At 60.2% G+C, this 18,567-nt stretch carries 19 protein-coding genes; 11 read left to right on the top strand and 8 right to left on the bottom strand.

Features of this window, described 5'->3' with window-relative positions; translation table 11 throughout:
- Positions 1 to 20: 20 nt before the first annotated feature.
- Entirely contained in the window at positions 21 to 1,757 is a 1,737-nt protein-coding gene (locus PseAD21_RS21380) for an amidohydrolase (protein ID WP_102357654.1), read from the bottom strand.
- A gap of 106 nt (positions 1,758 to 1,863) precedes the next feature.
- On the opposite strand from PseAD21_RS21380, the gene PseAD21_RS21375 reads away from it, so the two are divergent.
- Positions 1,864 to 2,823 (top strand): LysR family transcriptional regulator, encoded by a 960-nt coding sequence (locus PseAD21_RS21375; protein ID WP_102357653.1) that lies wholly within the window; start codon positions 1,864 to 1,866, stop codon positions 2,821 to 2,823.
- Positions 2,780 to 3,556, top strand: a complete 777-nt coding sequence (locus tag PseAD21_RS21370; protein ID WP_371859082.1) for an APH(3')-II family aminoglycoside O-phosphotransferase — start codon at positions 2,780 to 2,782, stop codon at positions 3,554 to 3,556. The genes PseAD21_RS21375 and PseAD21_RS21370 overlap by 44 nt, the downstream gene beginning before the upstream one ends.
- A gap of 9 nt (positions 3,557 to 3,565) precedes the next feature.
- On the opposite strand, the gene PseAD21_RS21365 is transcribed toward PseAD21_RS21370, so the two are convergent.
- The gene (locus PseAD21_RS21365) at positions 3,566 to 3,841 is read right to left on the bottom strand and encodes a DUF2798 domain-containing protein (RefSeq protein WP_102357649.1); all 276 of its coding nucleotides are present in this window, start codon (positions 3,839 to 3,841) and stop codon (positions 3,566 to 3,568) included.
- 125 nt (positions 3,842 to 3,966) lie between these two features.
- On the opposite strand from PseAD21_RS21365, the gene PseAD21_RS21360 reads away from it, so the two are divergent.
- Complete coding sequence (locus PseAD21_RS21360; protein WP_102357648.1) at positions 3,967 to 4,938, top strand: LysR family transcriptional regulator; 972 nt, start codon at positions 3,967 to 3,969, stop codon at positions 4,936 to 4,938.
- A gap of 359 nt (positions 4,939 to 5,297) precedes the next feature.
- Positions 5,298 to 5,741 (top strand): GFA family protein, encoded by a 444-nt coding sequence (locus PseAD21_RS21355; RefSeq protein ID WP_102357678.1) that lies wholly within the window; start codon positions 5,298 to 5,300, stop codon positions 5,739 to 5,741.
- A 63-nt stretch (positions 5,742 to 5,804) separates the two neighbouring features.
- On the opposite strand, the gene PseAD21_RS21350 is transcribed toward PseAD21_RS21355, so the two are convergent.
- Positions 5,805 to 6,716 (bottom strand): LysR substrate-binding domain-containing protein, encoded by a 912-nt coding sequence (locus tag PseAD21_RS21350; protein ID WP_102357646.1) that lies wholly within the window; start codon positions 6,714 to 6,716, stop codon positions 5,805 to 5,807.
- Between the two features lie 198 nt (positions 6,717 to 6,914).
- On the opposite strand from PseAD21_RS21350, the gene PseAD21_RS21345 reads away from it, so the two are divergent.
- Together PseAD21_RS21345 and yghU are read left to right on the top strand one after the other, a co-directional pair.
- Positions 6,915 to 7,535, top strand: a complete 621-nt coding sequence (locus tag PseAD21_RS21345; protein WP_102357645.1) for a LysE family translocator — start codon at positions 6,915 to 6,917, stop codon at positions 7,533 to 7,535.
- A gap of 73 nt (positions 7,536 to 7,608) precedes the next feature.
- A complete protein-coding gene (gene yghU, locus PseAD21_RS21340; RefSeq protein WP_102357644.1) occupies positions 7,609 to 8,448 on the top strand; it encodes a glutathione-dependent disulfide-bond oxidoreductase in 840 nt (279 codons plus the stop codon).
- Between the two features lie 9 nt (positions 8,449 to 8,457).
- Here yghU and PseAD21_RS21335 read toward each other — a convergent pair whose 3' ends face one another.
- Both PseAD21_RS21335 and PseAD21_RS21330 read right to left on the bottom strand, forming a co-directional pair.
- On the bottom strand, positions 8,458 to 9,099 hold the full coding sequence (locus PseAD21_RS21335) for a LysE family translocator (RefSeq protein ID WP_102357642.1): 642 nt from the start codon (positions 9,097 to 9,099) through the stop codon (positions 8,458 to 8,460).
- A gap of 125 nt (positions 9,100 to 9,224) precedes the next feature.
- Positions 9,225 to 9,764: a dihydrofolate reductase family protein gene (locus PseAD21_RS21330; RefSeq protein ID WP_102357641.1), complete on the bottom strand. Its 540-nt coding sequence runs from the start codon at positions 9,762 to 9,764 to the stop codon at positions 9,225 to 9,227.
- Between the two features lie 144 nt (positions 9,765 to 9,908).
- On the opposite strand from PseAD21_RS21330, the gene PseAD21_RS21325 reads away from it, so the two are divergent.
- The 3 genes from PseAD21_RS21325 (at position 9,909) to PseAD21_RS21315 (ending at position 11,641) form a co-directional block, all read left to right on the top strand.
- Positions 9,909 to 10,277, top strand: a complete 369-nt coding sequence (locus tag PseAD21_RS21325; protein ID WP_102357639.1) for a hypothetical protein — start codon at positions 9,909 to 9,911, stop codon at positions 10,275 to 10,277.
- Positions 10,278 to 10,358: 81 nt separating this feature from the next.
- A complete protein-coding gene (locus PseAD21_RS21320; RefSeq protein WP_102357638.1) occupies positions 10,359 to 11,222 on the top strand; it encodes an AraC family transcriptional regulator in 864 nt (287 codons plus the stop codon).
- Between the two features lie 32 nt (positions 11,223 to 11,254).
- Entirely contained in the window at positions 11,255 to 11,641 is a 387-nt protein-coding gene (locus PseAD21_RS21315; RefSeq protein ID WP_102357636.1) for a cupin domain-containing protein, read from the top strand.
- A 49-nt stretch (positions 11,642 to 11,690) separates the two neighbouring features.
- On the opposite strand, the gene PseAD21_RS21310 is transcribed toward PseAD21_RS21315, so the two are convergent.
- The 3 genes from PseAD21_RS21310 to PseAD21_RS21300 form a co-directional block, all read right to left on the bottom strand.
- Positions 11,691 to 12,419: a type 1 glutamine amidotransferase gene (locus tag PseAD21_RS21310; protein WP_102357635.1), complete on the bottom strand. Its 729-nt coding sequence runs from the start codon at positions 12,417 to 12,419 to the stop codon at positions 11,691 to 11,693.
- Between the two features lie 344 nt (positions 12,420 to 12,763).
- Positions 12,764 to 13,363, bottom strand: a complete 600-nt coding sequence (locus PseAD21_RS21305; protein WP_102357633.1) for an NADPH-dependent F420 reductase — start codon at positions 13,361 to 13,363, stop codon at positions 12,764 to 12,766.
- 71 nt (positions 13,364 to 13,434) lie between these two features.
- Positions 13,435 to 14,169, bottom strand: a complete 735-nt coding sequence (locus PseAD21_RS21300; protein ID WP_102357632.1) for an SDR family NAD(P)-dependent oxidoreductase — start codon at positions 14,167 to 14,169, stop codon at positions 13,435 to 13,437.
- Positions 14,170 to 14,281: 112 nt separating this feature from the next.
- Between PseAD21_RS21300 and PseAD21_RS21295 the strand changes: the two genes are divergently transcribed.
- Complete coding sequence (locus PseAD21_RS21295; RefSeq protein WP_102357630.1) at positions 14,282 to 14,644, top strand: helix-turn-helix domain-containing protein; 363 nt, start codon at positions 14,282 to 14,284, stop codon at positions 14,642 to 14,644.
- 342 nt (positions 14,645 to 14,986) lie between these two features.
- Positions 14,987 to 18,520 (top strand): Ig-like domain-containing protein, encoded by a 3,534-nt coding sequence (locus PseAD21_RS21290; protein WP_102357629.1) that lies wholly within the window; start codon positions 14,987 to 14,989, stop codon positions 18,518 to 18,520.
- Positions 18,521 to 18,567: the final 47 nt, after the last annotated feature.

Genomic DNA, 18,567 nt, shown 5'->3' with positions numbered 1-18,567 from the left:
TACGTTACAGAGAGATGCCGTCAGGGTTTGCGGCGATAAATTTCGCGACCGGCAAACCAGGTGTTGAGCACTTGGGTGTCGCGCAGGGCCTGCGGCTCGACGCTGAACACGTCGCGGTCGAGCACGATCATGTCGGCCTGCTTGCCGGGCTTGAGCGAACCGATCTGGTCTTCCAGGCGCAGCACCTTGGCCGCGTTGAGGGTGTAGGCCTGGAACATGGTCTGGCGGTCGATGTCTTCGGCGGCGTTGAGCACGCCTTTCGGGCCTTTGCGGCTGACGGCCTGATAGATCGCTTTCCAAGGCTCGGGGGTGGTGATCGGCCAGTCACTGGCGCCGGCGATAGTCGCGCCGTTCTTCAGCAGCGAGCGCGCCGGGTAGGTGTACATGAAGGCCATCGCGCTGACGTAAGGCTTGACCAGATCCATGCTCGACTCATCGGCAGCGGCCCAGAACATCTGCATTGAGGCGATGACATTCAGCGCCTTGAAGCGGGCGAATTCCTTGGGGTTGACCATTTGCAAATGGGTGATCGAATGCGCGATGCCGCTCTGGCGATCCTTGCGCGCCTGCTCGATGCCGTTGAGCGACTCACGCACCGCGCGGTCGCCAATAGCGTGGATGTGCACCAGCCAGCCGCGCGCATCGGCGGCGCTGACCAGTTCGCCGAAATGCGCGGGGTCGATCAGCAGCTCGCCGGTCTTTTTCGAGTTGCGGTACGGCTCGAGCATCGCCGCACTTTGCGCCGGCACTTCGGCCACACCGTCGGCGAAGATCTTGATCCCCGGCAAAGTCAGATTGCTGACACCGAGGAACTGTTGACGGACCTTGTCCAGCTCATCAAGGTCGGCCGGCGTGGCCTTGGAATCGGCCATCAGCAGCGCCGCAACGTGGGCGGTGAGCTCGCCGTTTTCCGAGAGTTGCTTGTAGGTCGGCAACACCCCGAGTGAGCTGTTGGTGACGTCACTGCCGGGGACTTCGTTGGCAATCGGGTCCATCCACCCGGTGATTCCCAGACGCTTGTAATAGCTCAGCGCCGCGCGCCCGCCGGCCAGCAACGCCTCAGCCGTCGGCGGCGGTAGCAAGGCCTGCACCGGGTACAGACCGGCATCGACGAGGAAGCCATCCGGGGTGCCGTCGGGGTGATGGCCGATGGTCGCCTGCTCTTCACCTTTGAGGGCCTTGACCTTTTCAGGCGTGACGCCGGCACGTTCGAGCATGGCCCGATTGGCCCAGCCGGTGTGCAGATCCCAGCCCAGCAGCAGGATCGGCTGGTTCGCCCATTCGCCCTGATTGAAGCGCTGTTCGAGGGCGGCGACGTCACTCCAGTAGGTCGACGGCACCCCGCCGACACTGAGGAATTCCCCGCGTTGCGCCTTGCCGTCCTGGCGCCACTGGCGCAGGCGTTGTTCCAGTTGTTCCAGTTGTTCGAGCGGCAACAACTGCCCATCGAGGTTGGCCTGCAACAACTGCAGCCCGCCCTTGATCGTGTGGGAATGCGAGTCGATGAAGCCCGGCATCAGCACTTTGCCGTGCAGGTCGATCACCTGCGTGGCTGCCGTTTTCAGGCGCAACACCTGCGCATCCGTACCCACGGCGAGGATCTTGCCGTTCTCCACCGCGACCGCTTGCTGCAAGGCCTGGCCGGGTTCGGCGGTGTAGACCTTGGCGTTGTGCAGGATCAGATCGGCTGACGCCAGACTTTCCAGTGAGGCACAGGCCAGTGCCGATGACACCATCAGGGTCAGTAGCTGCTTCATGAGGTTTCTCGTTATTTTTGTTAGGCTGCGAACAAGCCTATCCAAGCCCTGGCGATAACTGAATGCCACCTCGCGCACAACTTCTGTGCCCAGCAGGAATAGATCAATGGACAAGATGAGCGCCCTGACCATGTTCGTCGCCACCGCCGAACACGGTAATTTCAGCCGCGCCGCCGAGGTGCTCGGCAAGACCCCGTCCGCCCTGACCAAAGCCGTGGCACAGCTGGAAGAGGAACTCGGTACACGGCTGTTCGACCGGACTACGCGGCGTATGGCGCTGACCGAGGCCGGGCGGATTTATCTGGACGGTGCGCGACAGGCGCTGATGCAACTGCAACTGGCCTGCGAAGGCGTCGAGCAGCTCAAGCACGCATTGAGCGGCGGCTTGCGCATCACCGCCCCGCCCTCCTTCGCCCCGGCGTTTCTCAACGAGGTCTGCTGCCGTTTTCTCGACGCCCATCCGCAGGTGCATCTGGAGGTCGACTTGAGTGACAGCTATGACGACCCGGTGGATGGCGGTTACGATCTGGCGCTGCGCGATGGCCCGATCGATCTGCCGGGCGTCATCGCCCAGCCCATCGTCGAGAATCAGGTGGTGCTGTGCGCCAGCCCGGCGTATCTGGCGCGCAAGGGCCAAGAGGTGTCACTGGACAACTATCAGCAGCACGACTGGCTGATTTTCCGCCATCCGCTGCTCAACCGGCATTTCTGGTGGGTCAAGCAAGGGGACCGGCGGGTTCGTTTGACCCAGCCGAATCCGCGCGTGGCCAGCGACAATTACGACTTCCTGCTGGCCTGCCTGCTGAAGGGCCAGGGCCTGCAGTTTCTGCCGCAATGGAGCGCCGCGCCGTATCTGGCTCGCGGGGAACTGGTGGAAGTGATGCCCGAATACTGGCGCGAGCCAAGCGCGTTCGGCCCATGGATTTACGTGCTGTATCTGGCCCACCGCCGCAGCACGCGCAAGGTTAAAGTGTTTATCGAATTTCTGAAGGCGCACTGGCGCCCACTGTCGCAAGGGACGAATGAAAATGGAGCTACCACAGACATGGCGCAGCCGCTTCGCTGACAGCGCCTGCGAACAGCAGACCATCGGTGAATCCCGCGCCGACGTGTTCCGCCTCACACCCGCTGGCTCGGCGCCGCTGTTCGTCAAATCGGAACCGCGCATCACCTTCGCCGAACTGCCCGGCGAAGTGCAGCGTCTGCGCTGGCTGGCGGAGCAGGATCTGCCGGTAGCAAGAGTACTCGACAGCACCGAAGAGCATGACCGTTACTGGCTGCTGATGAGCGCGGTACCGGGGCGCGACCTCGCCAGCAGCGAGCGCCTCACCCCGCAGCAAATCGTCACGCTGGCAGCGAATGCCTTGCGCACCTTGCACGCGCTCGACATCACCCAATGCCCGTTCGACCATCGCCTCGATCCGAAAATCGCTCTGGCGCGAGAGCACCTGCTGGCCGGCCTGATCGATGAAGAAGATTTCGACGATTCGCGCCTCGGCCACAGCGCCGAAGCGGTGTTCCAGCAGATGCTCGCTGCACGCCCGGTCAGCGAAGACCTAGTGGTGACCCACGGCGATGCGTGCCTGCCCAACCTGCTCGCCGACCACGGCCGCTTCAGCGGTTTCGTCGATTGCGGGCGGTTGGGGGTTGCCGACCGCTTTCAGGATCTGGCACTGGCGGCCCACAGCATCACCGACAACCTGGGCGAACAGTGGGTGCCGGCATTTTTCGAGGCTTATGGGGTCCAGCCGGATCCGCAAAAAATCGACTTCTATCAGTTGCTGGACGAGTTTTTCTGAGGTGTGAAATCAACGATGCGGGTGCACCGTCATCGATACAAGCTTGATCACGATCGGCCGCACCACGAGGATGCACAGAAACGCCACCGGCATCGCCAGTTTGTAGGCATGCAGCGCATTACCCAGGTAGTCGTTATCAATGCCGGAGTTGGCGGCGGTGATCACCAGCGACATCAGGAACGCCATGATCGTCGCCATGTACAGCGCAAACACATACGGCGTCGCCCGCGGTGACAGCTTGCGACGCGAGGGATACAAGGCTTCGGTGGCTGCTCTTTGATTCATATGGCTTTCCAGACATTGACAGGGAGTCGGCACCTTAGCAAAGCCCCCTGCCCCCAACTAGACGGCCCGCCACAGGTACTTTATAAAGCACAACTTACGAATCGAACCTACTCGGCGGGACACGGATGAATCTGTTGGCGGCGATTGCCAGCTTTATCAAAGTGGTCGAAATCGGCTCCATCGTCGGCGCCGCCAAGACCCTGGGCGTCAGTGCGGCAGCGGTGAGCCAGACCCTCAGTCGCCTCGAAACGCACCTCGGCGTACGCCTGCTGCAACGCACCACCCGCCGCATGGCCCTGACCGAAAACGGCGCGCTGTATTACGAAAAGGTCAGGCGCATCGCGGCGGATCTGGAGTCGGCGCAGAGCTCGATCATCAGTGATCAAGGCGAACTGCAAGGCCGCTTGAGCATCGCCTCGACCTCCGCGTTCGGCCGCCATGTGCTGGCACCGCTGATCGCCGGTTTCGCCGCACTGCACCCGCGCCTGCTGCTGGAGCTGTCGACCACCAATGGCAAGATCAGCCATATCCAGGACAACATCGACCTGAGCCTGCGGATCAAGCCGCAACTGGAAGACGGCATCGTTGCACGCAGGATCGTGTCCCTGCCCTTCGTCTTCTGCGCCGCCCCTGCCTACCTTGAGCGCGCCGGCGTGCCGCAAGCCCCGCAAAACCTGCAGCACCACGCCTGCCTGGCGTTCCGCTACCCACTGGATGGGCGCTTTCTGCGCTGGGGTTTTATCCGCGACGGCCAGCACTACGACACCCCGATCAACGCCACCGCCATCAGCGACGACATCGACGCCCTGGCACAAATGGCCGTCAACGGTGCGGGCGTCACGCGCCTGGCCGAATTCGTCGCCGCCCCCTATCTCGAAAGCGGTCAGCTGCTGCCGCTGTTCGAGCAATACCAAGCTGAAAACCAGGCTTACGGCGAACCGATGGAAATCTATGCCTGCGTGCAGGAACGTGCGGCGCTGACGCCGAAGGTTCGAGCGTTCATGGAATATTTGACGGAACATTTGAAGACGCGCTGGCCGATGGAAAATGCTTTGGCCACCTCGTTTCACACACCTGATGAAAAGGATTTGCAGTGAACACGCCACGTTATGCAAAAGGCTCAGGGCAGCCCCCCGTACATCTGGCGTCGATCAACTCGACCGACTCGATGACGGGCCATCTGCTGTTTGCCGGTGTTGCAGCCGGAGAACGCAAGATAACCTTCACGTCCCACGCCGAGCTCGTACGCCTGCTCAACGAGCTGATGCTTGCGCGTGTACCTTTCGCGGCCGGGGGCATGTGCCCCGGCCCGGCGGATGAAGCGAGCGTGCTGATCGCCGACGCGGAGCTTGCAGGCCCCTACCTCGAGCTATCCTGGACTGGCCCGCAGCAATGGGTGGTACGCCAGATCACAGACACCTGCGGTCAATGGCAGCTGGCACCTGACATCAGTGAGATCGCCAACACATCATTCGATCCGGACTCGCTCAAAAGCGCTTCCCAGACCTTGCGAGGCAGTTGCCTTTGCCGTGCAGTCAAATACCAGATCAACTCAAAACCAAAAGCGGTTACTCACTGCCATTGCAGTCAGTGCCGCAAAAGCCATGGTGCAGCATTTGCCAGCTATGGCAGCGTACTGCGCAAAGATCTTGAATTGCTGCGGGGCACCGACGACATCAAGTCCTATCCATCCTCTGAAGCAGTGCTGCGCCAATTTTGCACTCACTGCGGCGCTTCGTTGTTTTGGTCACGCAGCCAAGGCGAGTTCTCGGACTGGATCTCAATAGCGCTGGGAACACTGGACACGGCTTTCATCCCTGACAAACAGCAGCATGTCGAGGTGACATCCAAAGCTTCGTGGTATGAAATTCAAGATCACTGGCCACATCGCGAGCGTTGAACCGTCGGTCACAGGCCGATTTTCCCCGGCACTGACGGTACATAGCGGCGACTGATGGCGGCGTTAAACAGACTCGGGTGAGCAAACCATAATTCCATCCCCAAGTTGCCGAACGCACGCGCTCATCTGCTGCGTTACCCATTCGCGAAACAGCATGGCATTGGCGCTCTGCTCAAATGGTCGCGGTGACAACAGGCAATAGCTCGAACCGTCGCGCACAAAACCGAATGGCGCGATCAACTGGTCGGACTTGAGTTCGTCCTGCACCATCAGAAACGACACCATGCCGATCCCCAGCCCCGCCAACGCTGCCTGAATGCACAGGTAGAAATGCTCGTAGTCGACCCGACTGACATCCGTCGCGGTCATGTCAGCCAGTCGAAGCCAGTTGTCCCACGCCTGCGGTCGCGTCTTGCTGCGCAGCAAGCAGGCACCGCGCAAATGATCGCTTGCGGGACGACTGGACGGGACGCAGACCGGGCCGATCCACTCCTCGCAAATCGTCACGCCATGCACGGTTGCATCCCAATGGAAATCGTCACGACGGATCGCCAGATCCACCCCCGAACGGGCGAAATCAATCGGCCCGCCAGCGGTCAGCAATTGCACTTGCAGATGCGGGTGCGCATTGTGGAAATCGGGCAGGCGCGGGATTAGCCACTTCATGGCGATGGTCGGCTCGCAGGACACCACCAGCACGTCATCGTGGACTTCACGCTGCAAGCGATAAATCGTGCTCTGCAGTTGCTCGAACATCGGCGCAGTGACATTGAACAGCAAGCGTCCCGCGTGATTGAGAAAAATCGCCCGATTGCGTCGCTCGAACAATTCAACGCCGATCACCTCCTCCAGCAAGCGCACCTGCCGGCTGACCGCGCCGTGAGTGACGTGCAGCAACTCCGCGGCCTTGACGAAGCTCTGGGTCTGGGCAGCGGTGTTAAAGAAGCGCAAAGCAGCCAACGGAGGCAGGTTCATATAGACGATGATTTCTCACAGATTTTCGCGACTATAAATCGTTTTTTTTGCCAATGACAATTGTCCATCATGGCGCCGTTCGCAGCCTGCGACGCCAGTTACGTATTCGCAACGGTTCCCTGCAGAAACCGCTGGTGAATTCAGTATCTGTGAATTCAAGTAGCGCAAATGGATATCCAGGCGCGAAGGAGCGGATTGATGAATGAGTTGTTTCTGGTAATCGCCATTACCATCCTGGCGGTGATCAGCCCCGGCCCGGACTTTGCCATGGTGACCCGCAACAGCTATGCCTACGGACGGCGCAGCGGTTTACTGGCCGCGCTGGGTATTGCCTGCGGCGTTCAGGTGCATGTGTTTTATACGGTGTTCGGCGTGGCGCTGATCATCACGCAATCACCCATGCTGTTCATGGCGATGAAACTGTTGGGCGGTGGGTATCTTGTGTATCTGGGCATCAAATCCTTCACCCATAAATCCGTGCTGACATTGGCTGAGGCCAGTGCCTCGGCACCGGGTGCATGGCAGCTGTTCGGCTCCGGTTTCCTGACCAATGCGCTGAATCCGAAAACCATGTTGTTCGTGGTGGCTGCGTACAGCCAGGTGGTGCAGGCCGGCAGTTCCCTGACAGCAAACCTCGCCTATGGCCTGTTCATGTCGCTCACCCATTGGGCGTGGTTCAGCCTGGTCGCGTTGTTTTTTTCTACGCAACGCTTGCGCCGGCGCATGCTGGAAAAACAGCAGGTCATTGACAAGGTAATTGGTGCGGCGCTGATTGGCCTGGCGGCCTGCTTGATGATTCCGGGGGTTGCGCAGACTTGAGCCAGAGCGTTTATGCTGTCGCGTCTGATACCCGTCAGGTCATTCTCGGCACAATCACGATGAGGCCCATTTCATGAGTAAAGCGCCCTACGTACCGCCCAAAGTCTGGAAACACGAAGCCCCGTCCGGCGGCCAGTTCGCCAGCATCAACCGCCCGATTGCCGGGCCGACGCATGACAAGACGCTGCCGGTTGGCAAACATCCGCTGCAACTGTATTCACTGGCGACGCCCAACGGCGTGAAGGTGACCATCCTGCTGGAAGAGTTGCTCGCACTGGGGCACACCGGTGCCGAATACGATGCGTGGCTGATTCGCATCAACGAAGGCGATCAGTTCTCCAGCGGCTTTGTCGAGATCAACCCGAACTCGAAGATTCCGGCACTGCTCGACCGCAGCGCGCAGCCGCCGATTCGGGTGTTCGAATCCGGTTCGATCCTGCTGTATCTGGCAGAAAAATTCGGCGCCTTTCTGCCGAAAGATCCGGCAGGCCGCACCGAAACCCTGAACTGGCTGTTCTGGCAGATGGGCGCGGCGCCTTATCTGGGCGGCGGCTTCGGGCACTTCTACGCGTATGCGCCGGAGAAGCTCGAATACCCGATCAACCGCTTCACCATGGAAGCCAAGCGACAGCTCGACGTGCTCGACCGCCGCCTCGGCGAGAGCCGCTATCTGGCCGGCGACAGCTACACCATCGCCGACATCGCGGTCTGGCCGTGGTACGGCCAACTGGTGCGCAACAACGTGTATTCGGCTGCCGAGTTTCTAGCGGCTCAGGAGTACACCCACGTGCAACGCTGGGCAGAAGAAATCGCCAATCGGCCGGCGGTCAAGCGTGGACAACGCGTCAATCGCACCTGGGGTGACGAGGCGAGCCAGGTCGCGGAACGGCATCAGGCCAGCGACCTGGATTGATTCCAGGGTTTAAACGGTTTGCCGGCGCATGGTCAAAATTGCCGCACCAAAACCGATGAACGTAGTGCCCACTACCCGGCTGACCCAACGCGACAACGCGGGCCGGGTCAGCACGCCTTTGGCCCGGGAGGCCAGCGCGGCATACAGGCTCAGCGAGGTCACCGACAACGCCATGAAGATCGACGTCAGGATCAGGAACTGCGGCAACAACGTCGCGCCCTGATCGATGAACTGCGGGAACAGCGCGGTGAAAAACATCGTCGCCTTGGGGTTGGTCACCGCCGTGAGGAACGCCGACTTGTAGAGTTTCATACGGGTCGGCCTGCTCTTGCTCACGTCATCGGCAATGCCGTCGGGCAACATCGGGCCCTTCTTGAACAACTGTTTGAGCCCGAGATAGAACAGATAGCCGGCACCGAGAATTTTCACCGCGTTGAACAACCACTCGGAACTCGCCAGCAACGCGCCCAACCCCAGCATCGCCGCCGCCGACAGGCAGAACAGGCCACTGGCATTGCCCAGCGACGACCAGATCGCACTGCGCTGCCCGTGCGCCAGACTGTTATTGATCGCCATCAGCGTCGCAGGTCCGGGACTGGCGATGGCAATCGCCGCGACGAGGGTGAAGGCCAGAATCGAGTGAGAATCCATTTTCAATGCTCGTTGGTTATGAGGTGAGGCATGTTACCGCAGCTGCACCTCGCTGCGCCCGCGCGTTGTTTTTAGTTGCGGCACGTGCAGGCGATACGCGAAGCGTCTGGTATGCGTGGCGTACGCTAGCCGCGCACGATGTCGTAGGTCGACTGTACCAGGCCCGAAGGAAAACTGCGGCTGGAGACCAGTTCCAATGCAATGTCCTGCGCAAGCTCCCCGAACAACGACCTTCCCGAGCCGATCAGCACAGGGACCGTGGTGATCACCATATCCGCGACCAGGCCGTCGCGCAGGAAGGATTGCACCATCTGCCCGCCGTCGACATACACCCGCGCGACGCCTTGGCTCGCCAGTTCCGCCATCAGCTCTGCGGGTGCGCGATTGGAAAAGCGCAGTTTACCCTGCAACGCCTCGGGCACCGGCGTATTCACCAACTGTTCGGACAGCACCACCACGGGCCGATCGTAGAACCATGTGTCGAAGGTCATCACCTTCTCATAGGTACCCCGCCCCATCACGATCACATCCTTGTCGGCAATGAAGGTCCAATAGCCATGATCCTCTGTCTGATCATCACGCTGCAAAAGCCAGTCGATCCCGCCATCCGGGCGCGAAATGAAGCCATCCAGACTGACGGCAATGAACACGTGGGCAGTGGCCATCAGGGCCTCCTTATTCAAGGGACGGTGCTCCAGTTATCCTCAACTGAATGTCGAAAGCAACCTGAGTGCGACTCCAGAACACGTTGCCGGCAATATATGATGAGCGCTGTTGATCGCTGGCCATTATCCGCAAAGGAACCCGCAATGCCCCCTGGAAAACGTGAACTGGCGCGGATCGAGCGGCGCTTGATTGCCACGCTCACTGACGCATGTGAAACCGCAAAAGGTGAAATCAAAGGCTTCACCTGGCTGACCCACACCGCTGACCTGAACGCTTTGCCGGAAACCCTGACAGTCATCTGGGTGTTCGAAACCGAAGCAGACAAAACGCTCGCCCTGACGCAAGCCAAAACACGCATCTTCGAACTGACGGCCACCGCACTGAGGGAAGCCGACATCGACCTGCGCCCTTCAGACCGCTGTGTGCGTTTCGACTCCGAGCAAGAGTGCCTGCGCACGTACGGTGGCAACTGGCGTGAGCGTCTGGCGCAAAACACGCGGGGGCAACGGTGATGGAGCTGTAAGCACCCGGCTTTCGATAAGGTTCGCTATCATCCTTCGCAGCTGGCTTTCTCCTTCAGGGACAGTGAAACCATGGAACAGTCCAAACCAGATCCAGGTTCCGATTGGGTAGTGCGCAGCACTCAGCCGGGGCGGATAGAACGCATCGAGGCCTGGTTTGGCGGCCATGGCTACCAGCCACATCGGCACGACACTTATTCGATCGGCCGCACACTCTCCGGCGTGCAGAGCTTTCACTACAAGGGCACCCTGCGCCACGGCTTGCCGGGAAACACCTTGCTGCTGCATCCGGATGAACTGCACGACGGCATGGCCGGGACCGAAGCAGGTTTCCACTATCGCATGGCCTATATCGACCCGGCCCTGATTCAGCAGGTTTTGAAGGGTGAGCCGTTACCCTTCATCGCCGGCGGCCTCTCCAGCGATCCGCGTCTGTATCGGGCCAGCGAAGCGTTCGTGCAGGCGATGGATCACGCACTCGATCCGCTGGAAGAACAGGACGCCCTGTTTGATCTGGCAATGGCCCTGCGCGCGGTGGCGGGCAAACCTCGTGGACGCAAACTGCTCGATTACCCGGCGGCCGAGCGCGCCAGAGAATTCATCATGGCCCACCTGCACCAGAGCGTGACGCTGGAGATGCTGGAGCACGCCAGCGGCCGTGAAAAGTGGAGCCTCTCCCGGGACTTCAGAGTGCTGTTCGGCACCAGCCCCTATCGCTTCGTGACCCTGCGCCGCCTGGATGTATTGCGCACGCTGGTGCTTGACCGATTCTCGCTGGTGGATGCCGCGCTGGCGGCGGGTTTTCACGACCAAAGTCACATGACCCGACACTTCACCCGCACGTATGGTGTATCTCCGTCGCGTTGGCTGGAGCGCGTGCGGACACAGGGTCAACTTGCAGGATCGTACAAGCATTGCCAATCGCCCCTTCGCTAGGCTGACGACTCCCGTTTGAGAGAGGATCTGTCATGCCACACACCCGCAAAGAACCGAGTCTGCACGCCATCAATCTGGCGCAAAAAGCCGCACTGATCGACCAGCAATGGAGCCCGCGAGTGGTCGCCGAAATGAATGACTACCAGTTCAAGGTGGTTCGCATCGAAGGTGAGTTCATCTGGCACTCCCACCCGGAAACCGATGAAGCCTTTATCGTGATCGAAGGCACGCTGCGGATCGATCTGCCCCATGGCAGCGTCTACATCGAGCCGGGTGAGTTGTACGTCGTGCCGCGCGGAATCGAACATCGGACGGCAGCAGAGGGAGAAGCGCGACTGATGATGATCGAGCCTCGGGGTGTGCGTAACACCGGGCACGAAGGTGGGGAGCGCACGGCGGACAACGACGTCTGGATCTGAGCACAGGGCGCCGTGAAATCGTGGTTTGACGGCGCCATTTGTTGAGTGTCTAGCCCTTGGTTTGCCGCTGATACTGCGCAACCAACTGGTCGAGAAACTCGAAGAGTTTCAGGTTCATCGCCTCATAGACGTTGTTGCGAAGCGCCGCCGGTTGCTGAACGAAACGCTGATCCAGCGCGGCTGCCAACTCTTCACCGGACGCGGCAATCAAGCGCTCCACGACATCCGCAGTGAATTCCATGTGGCACTGAAAGCCGTAGACCAGATCGCTGTACTCGACAATCTGACGCGGACAGCCCTCACTGACCGCGAGGACCTTCGCGTCCGCCGTCAGCCCCGGCATATCGTTGTGCCAATGCCCCACCTCAAGCACATCGCCGAAGTGCGCAACCTTGGCGCTGCCCTTCCCCGCTGCCGTCAACCTGATCGGAAAATTGCCGATCTCCTTTTCCGGACTGTGACCATGCGCAGCACCCAGCGCCTCACCGACCAATTGCGCCCCCAGGCACACCCCCACCACTGCCTTGTTCGCCTTGATCGCTCTAACGATCAAATCGCACTCGGCGGCCGCGTTGAAATGCGGACATTCCTCCAGGGTCGTCGCCGGCGATTGCGGGCCGCCCAACACCACCAGCAAGTCGATGTTCTCCACGCTCGCAGGCAACGCATCAAAGGCATGGACGCGTGAATAACCCGCCTCATGGCCACGCTGCCGAACCCAGGTCTCGTAGGCGCCGGGCGATTCGAATGCTTCGTGGACCACAAAATGAACGTTCATTGAAAATCCTTGAAATGCGGGATGAATGCCACGCGAAAGACTGTATGACACACAGCGTCATAGACAAGTGTGATTTTTGTACTGGTGAGGGAATATTCAGAATGCCCGTCTTTCAGCCATAACCTGACGTCTACTGGCTAAAGCACTTACCAATTCCCGTTTCTGGACATGTGAGGACAACTACCGGCCAGAAGCGGACTTTTTCACCTCGATGCTTAAGTTCAAAGCACGCTTGCCAGATAATCGGATCGCGGCTTTCTGCCGTCGTCGACCTCGCTTCAATCAGGCAGGGCTGCCTTTTGTCCACGAGGCCGGATCGCATCAAAATTTGTGATCACGGATCGTCAATCGAACCTTACCAAGTTCTTAAAGATCAGTTGCCCCCAGCTGTCTCCGCGCGCCTGCACTAGCAGCCCACCCTCCGAAAGCCCGCCAAGTTTGATCGGCGAGAAACCGAGATTTTCAGCAAGCGTACCGACTTCCGTTGCGGCGTCGTCGTCATCGCTCGCCAGGAACACGACTCTCCTGCCGCCCTGTATGGCCGGATTCTGGTCAAGCACGCCGGCGACCAAATGGTTGAAGCCCTTGACCAGTCTTGCACCCGTGAAGGCCTGCGCAATGACTTTGGAAGAAGGCTGCCCTCCCAGTTGCTCAGGAGGCACGCCGTAGGCATTAGTCACATCGATAATGGTCTTGCCCTTCCAGGTCGGCAGCGCTTTCGCGACCTCTCGGTGAGACTCAAAACGGACAGCCAGAAAGACGATGTCCGCCTTGAGGGCTTGCGCCAGTGTTGCTGGCACGATCGCTGGTCCGATCGCGGCTGCAGTGGAGGCAAAGCTTTGCGGATCGCGAGTGGTTGCAACGGATACTTCGATGCCGCTTCGGGCAAACGCCTTGGCCAGGGCCTGGCCGAGCTTGCCGAAACCGATAATTGCGTAGTTCATATATTCTCCTTGGGTTTACTACGCCCGGCGGGCTCCGAATATCGATCGAGTGACCGGCGGGGCGTAGCGAATCAGATTTGCGCCAGGCCGCCGTCGACGGCGACCTCACTGGCGGTCATGAAGCTGCTGTCCTGCGACGCGAGAAACGCGGCCGCCGCGCCGATCTCCGCCGGATCGGCCATGCGCTGGAGTGGATTCATCGAAGCGAAGACCTTCATGCCTTCCTCGCCCAGCGCGGCCTTGGCGAGTTCGGTCGCGGTCGGCCCGGGCGACAGCACGTTGACCCGGATACCCGTGCCCTTCAGATCCTCCGCCCAGGTCCGCGCAAGATTGCGCACTGCCGCTTTGCTCGCGCTGTAGACACTGAAAGCGGGGGCGCCCGTAGTGCCGGCGCTCGATCCGGTCAGGATGATCGAACCGCCCTGGCCCATCAGCGGCAGCGCCTTCTGGACCGTGAAGATCAGGCCCTTCACGTTGGTGTCGAAGGTTTCGTCAATGTGCTCGGCGGTGAGTTTGCCGAGCGCAAGCGGGCTCCCCGCCCCGGCATTGGCGAAGACGATGTCGAGGGTTCCGCGCTCGGCCTTCACCGCCGCGTACAGTCGGTCGAGGTCGGCCCGATCGGAGACCGAGCCCTTTACCGCGCGGGCATTCGGTCCGAGCTCGGCCACGGCGACATCGAGCGCTTCCTGGCGGCGGCCGAAGATGAACACGAAGGCTCCCTCCTCGATGAAGCGTTTTGCTGCGGCGAGGCCTATGCCGGTGGCACCGCCGGTGATCACCGCGGTCTTTCCATTCAGTCTGGTCATGCGTGCATCCTTCGTTGGCGTTGTACCCAAGCAGGAAATTGCTTGCTTGAGAACGAGGATGCAGCTCAGGTAACCTAAGGACAAGTATGCACCTTTAGGTAAGTATCAAAATATGACGACGACTTCTGAAATCTGCGACACCGGTTGCGGGCTCAACGCCACGCTGCGCATCATTTCGGGCAAGTGGAAACCGCTGGTCTTGTTTTTCCTGCGCAGCGGCCCGAAACGCTATGGCGAGCTCAAGCGTTTGATCCCGGGCGTCAGCGACAAGGTGCTGATCCAGCAGTTGAAGGATCTGGAAGCCGATCATGTGCTGGCGCGGACCGACTACAAGGAAGTGCCGCCGCGCGTGGACTACGCGCTGACCCCACTCGGTCGCAGCCTGGCTGAAGCGATCGTGCCACTGTGCACCTGGGGCACCGAAAACGCGGCACAAATGGCAAGAATCTTCGCTGAGCGCGACACTTTGGCCTAGCAGTATTACGAACCGCGCATCACACTCCGAGCCTCGCTTTCAATAAGAAACGGGCCGCCGCGGATAATGACCATCAGTTAAGCGAACTCAATGCTCAAAGCAACGAAGATCAATTGTGGGAGCGGGCTTGCTCGCGAAGACTGACTCGCAGACAACACACACTCTGCTGGCATAAAAAACCCGCCACCCCGATCAACCGGGGCGGCGGGTTTTGTATTTTCAGTCAGCGCACTTCGACCGTTTGTCTCAAACCTGTCTGCACCTGTCAGATCTGACAGGTGTACATCCCTCGATAAAACGCTTTGATAGCTCCTGGCCTTTTCCCGCTCAGGAGACTCCGTCATGAACACCCGCGAACTCCCCGAGAACACCGTGTTGGCACTGTCACCACCCCGTGCCCCAGAGGCAACAACACCGGTGATCGGCGCCCATTATGGCGTGCCCAAGCATGTCTATGACCTCAAACCCATGGGCCTGAAAGTCGATATCGATCCGCCGCTCGCGGGTACGCTGCAACCTGGCGATGTCATCACGCTGGTACTGAACGGGCTGTCCGGGAACAGCAAATCCATCAATGCCGGTGAAGAGAACTTCATCACCACGCTGTACATCAACAAAGGCCTGTTGTTACCGGACAGAATTAACGAACTCGTTTACACCATCACCCGTGGCAGTTCGAATATCGGCACTTCGACGCCGGCGCTGACCCTGCTTTACAACACTATTCGGCCCGGGATGGAAGACGTTACTCCTGGCGATGGCGCGCATTCGGAGCTGAGACTGATCCTGCCGGCAGACGTGCTTGAAGAGGGCATCGACGCAGAGCGCGCCAAACAAGGCGTGCTGTGTTGTTTTGCCTACCCCTATTGCCGTGCCCACGACGTGATATGGCTGAACTGCAACGGTCAGGACGTCTACCGCACTGTCAGCGTTTCGGAAGCGCCGGCGACGCCTTCAAGTGAGCCCACCACGCTTTGTGTGATGGTTGAAGAAGAGGTATTTATACGTGCGGGAGATCACCCCAACTTCGTATTCTCCTTCACCGTCACCGACCAGCTCGGCAATGGACCGGACACCGATTCCCCGTGGTCAGGCATCGTGCCAGTGGATGTAAACCTCACACAACAGCGTCTGGTGGCGCCCGACGTGACGGAAGATCCGGACGACCCCAACGACGATCCGGCGACTATCGATCTGGACAAACTCGGCAGCAAAGACCTGAGCGTGCTGGTGCATGCCTTTGCCCCGCTGTGGCAGCTCAACGACGTGATCCGTATGCTTTACAGTGCTACCCCACCCAGCGGCCCCGTTGTGCAGCACACCGTGGAAACCAGCGTTGGGCGGATTCCTTTCACCTACAAATTGCTGGTGCCCAACGCCAAGGTCATCGCTGACAGCGTGGTGCGGGCCAGGTATGAGTTGGTAAGAACCGGGGCAGTCATTGCCACCTCGAAAACCACCACGGCTCAGGTGACGGGAGGGGACACGATTGATTTGCTACCACCTTCTCTGGTGTCGCCGGCGGTGAGTCCGATTGATATTCCGGCTTATCTCGAAGGTGTAACCATGCGCATCGAGTACCTGGGTGCATTGCCCGGCGACCGGGCAAGGTTGGTGGAGGTCAATCCGCCGGCCGGGGCGCCGCAGTTTCCGTTAGTGGCGTTCAACGTGAATAAGCGGGTGAATACCCTTCTGACTCCCGAGTTCCTGACAGCACGGCAAGGCAAGGACATCGAGTTTCGCTGGAACCTGAATCGTGATGGTGGGCAGGCCGGGAGGTCGCCAATCTTGAAGTTGAGCATCTTGCCAATAGCAGAAGCCCCGACCATCTCCTCGATCAAAGGCTCGCCCAGTGGCGTGGAAATTCCGCATGGCGGCACCACCGTCGAGACAGCGGTCACCCTGACCGGTGCGGCGAGCAAAGGTCTGCAGGTTGAGGTGTTCGACGGTACGGTTTCCAAAGGCAAAGCCACCGCCGATGCTTCAACCGGGATCTGGACGTTGCTGGTCAGCGGGCTGGCGGGCGCGGCGCACAGCCTGACGGCCAAAGCGCTTTATGGCGCGGGTCTGGTGTCAGACCCGTACGCCCTCACGGTCGCCAACGCGGCCGCTCCCGTCATCACCTCGGTCAAGGATTCCAAGGGCAACGACATCCCCGACGGCGGCACCACCGTAGACACCACGGTCAATTTGACCGGTACGGCGACCGCGGGCCTGGAGGTAGAGATTTTTAACCGAGGCTTCTCATTGGCTACACGCCCAGTCGACACCAGTGGCGTTTGGACGTTCGAGAACAAGGGCATGGGCGTCGGGGCGCATAGCTTCACCGCCAAAGCACTGTACGGCGCGGGTCAGGTATCGGATGCATGGACTCTGACAGTGACCGCCTCGGTCGCCCCGACCATCACCAAGGCCGAAGACTCCAAGGGGGACCTGATCCCGCAAGGTGGCATCACCGTCGACACCACGGTCAAACTCACCGGCACGGCCAGCAAAGGGCAAAAGGTGCAGATCAAGGACGGCGCAACGGTCAAGGACGAAGCCACCGCCGATGCCACCACCGGCGAATGGACGCTGACCATGACCGGACTGGGCGCGGTGGCACACAGTTTCACTGCCACCGCCCTGTACGGCGCAGGTCAGGTGTCGGCTGCACGCACGCTGACGGTCGCCAACGCGGCCACTCCCGTCATCACCTCGGTCAAGGACGCCTACGGCAACGAAGTCGCCAACGGCACTACCATCGTCAACGATTATGTCAACCTTACCGGCACGGCTACGGCCGGTTTTGAGGTCGAGATCTTCGATGGTGCCACGTCCAAAGGCCGAAGCACGGCCAACGCCAGTGGCGTCTGGACCCGCAGGGTTCAGGGCATGGGTGTCGGGGAGCATAGCCTGACCGCCAAAGCCCTGTATGGCAGCAGTCCGGTATCGGCGGCCAGGACCTTTAAAGTGGCCATAGCGGTGACGCCTGCGATCACCTCGGTGAAAGACTCCAAAGGTAACGACATCCCCAACAATAGCACCACCATCGACACCACTGTCATTTTGACCGGCACGGCAACCGCGAACCTGGAAGTCGAAATCTTTGATGGCGCCACCTCCAAAGGCCGTCGTCCTGTCAACGCCAGTGGCGTCTGGACCCATACGCTGGAGAACCTGGACGACGGGACGCACAGCCTGACCGCCAAAGCCCTGTATGGTTCGGAGCAGTCATCCGCGCCACGCATCGTGAAGGTGGAGACGGCGCCCGAGTTGATCATCGATCCGACGCCTATGGTGCTGGATGGGCTCAAATTGATTCAGGACTATGGCTGGCCGACGAAGGAGGTGGAAGGCAACGTTGAGACTCGGGTGCCCATCAGTGGTGCGGCCCCGTATACCTACACCTCGGCCGATCCGAGTATTGCCAGTGTGGATGCGAACGGGAAGGTAGCCGGGCTCAAAAGGGGGACCGCACGAGTGACCGTGGTGGACCGATATAACAGGACCGCATCATACGCGGTGACTGTGTCCAATGTGTACCGGATAAAGAGGACTTGGGGGAAAATGCGTCTGGACAGCGCAGCAGCATGGGTCGGCAACCAGCCGCATGTAGCCCGCGAGCTCGCCGCCGAATGTGTATTAACATTCCCGGATAACTTCGGCGCGATCGAGGGGATTCTCGCACCGTTCTACCCCCCCACCTATGGAAACGACGGAAACACACTGATTGAGGGGGCGTATACCCCCGACGCCCGCCAGTGGTCTCCATACAACGTGCACTACACCGCGTTGTATTCCACAACCACGAGCGGGATCCAAGTCCCCCCGGAACCCCTTCGCGAGGCACCGTGGTGGGTGATGGGAGGGTTCGCCATCACCCCTGAAGTGTGAGGAATGAGCTCTGATACGAAAAAACGGTAATCCACGCCCGGCACCGC

Source organism: Pseudomonas sp. AD21, assembly GCF_002878485.1.
Lineage (GTDB): Bacteria > Pseudomonadota > Gammaproteobacteria > Pseudomonadales > Pseudomonadaceae > Aquipseudomonas.
The sequence above is the reverse complement of the archived record's forward strand: the minus strand, read 5'-3'. Positions and strand labels throughout refer to the sequence as shown.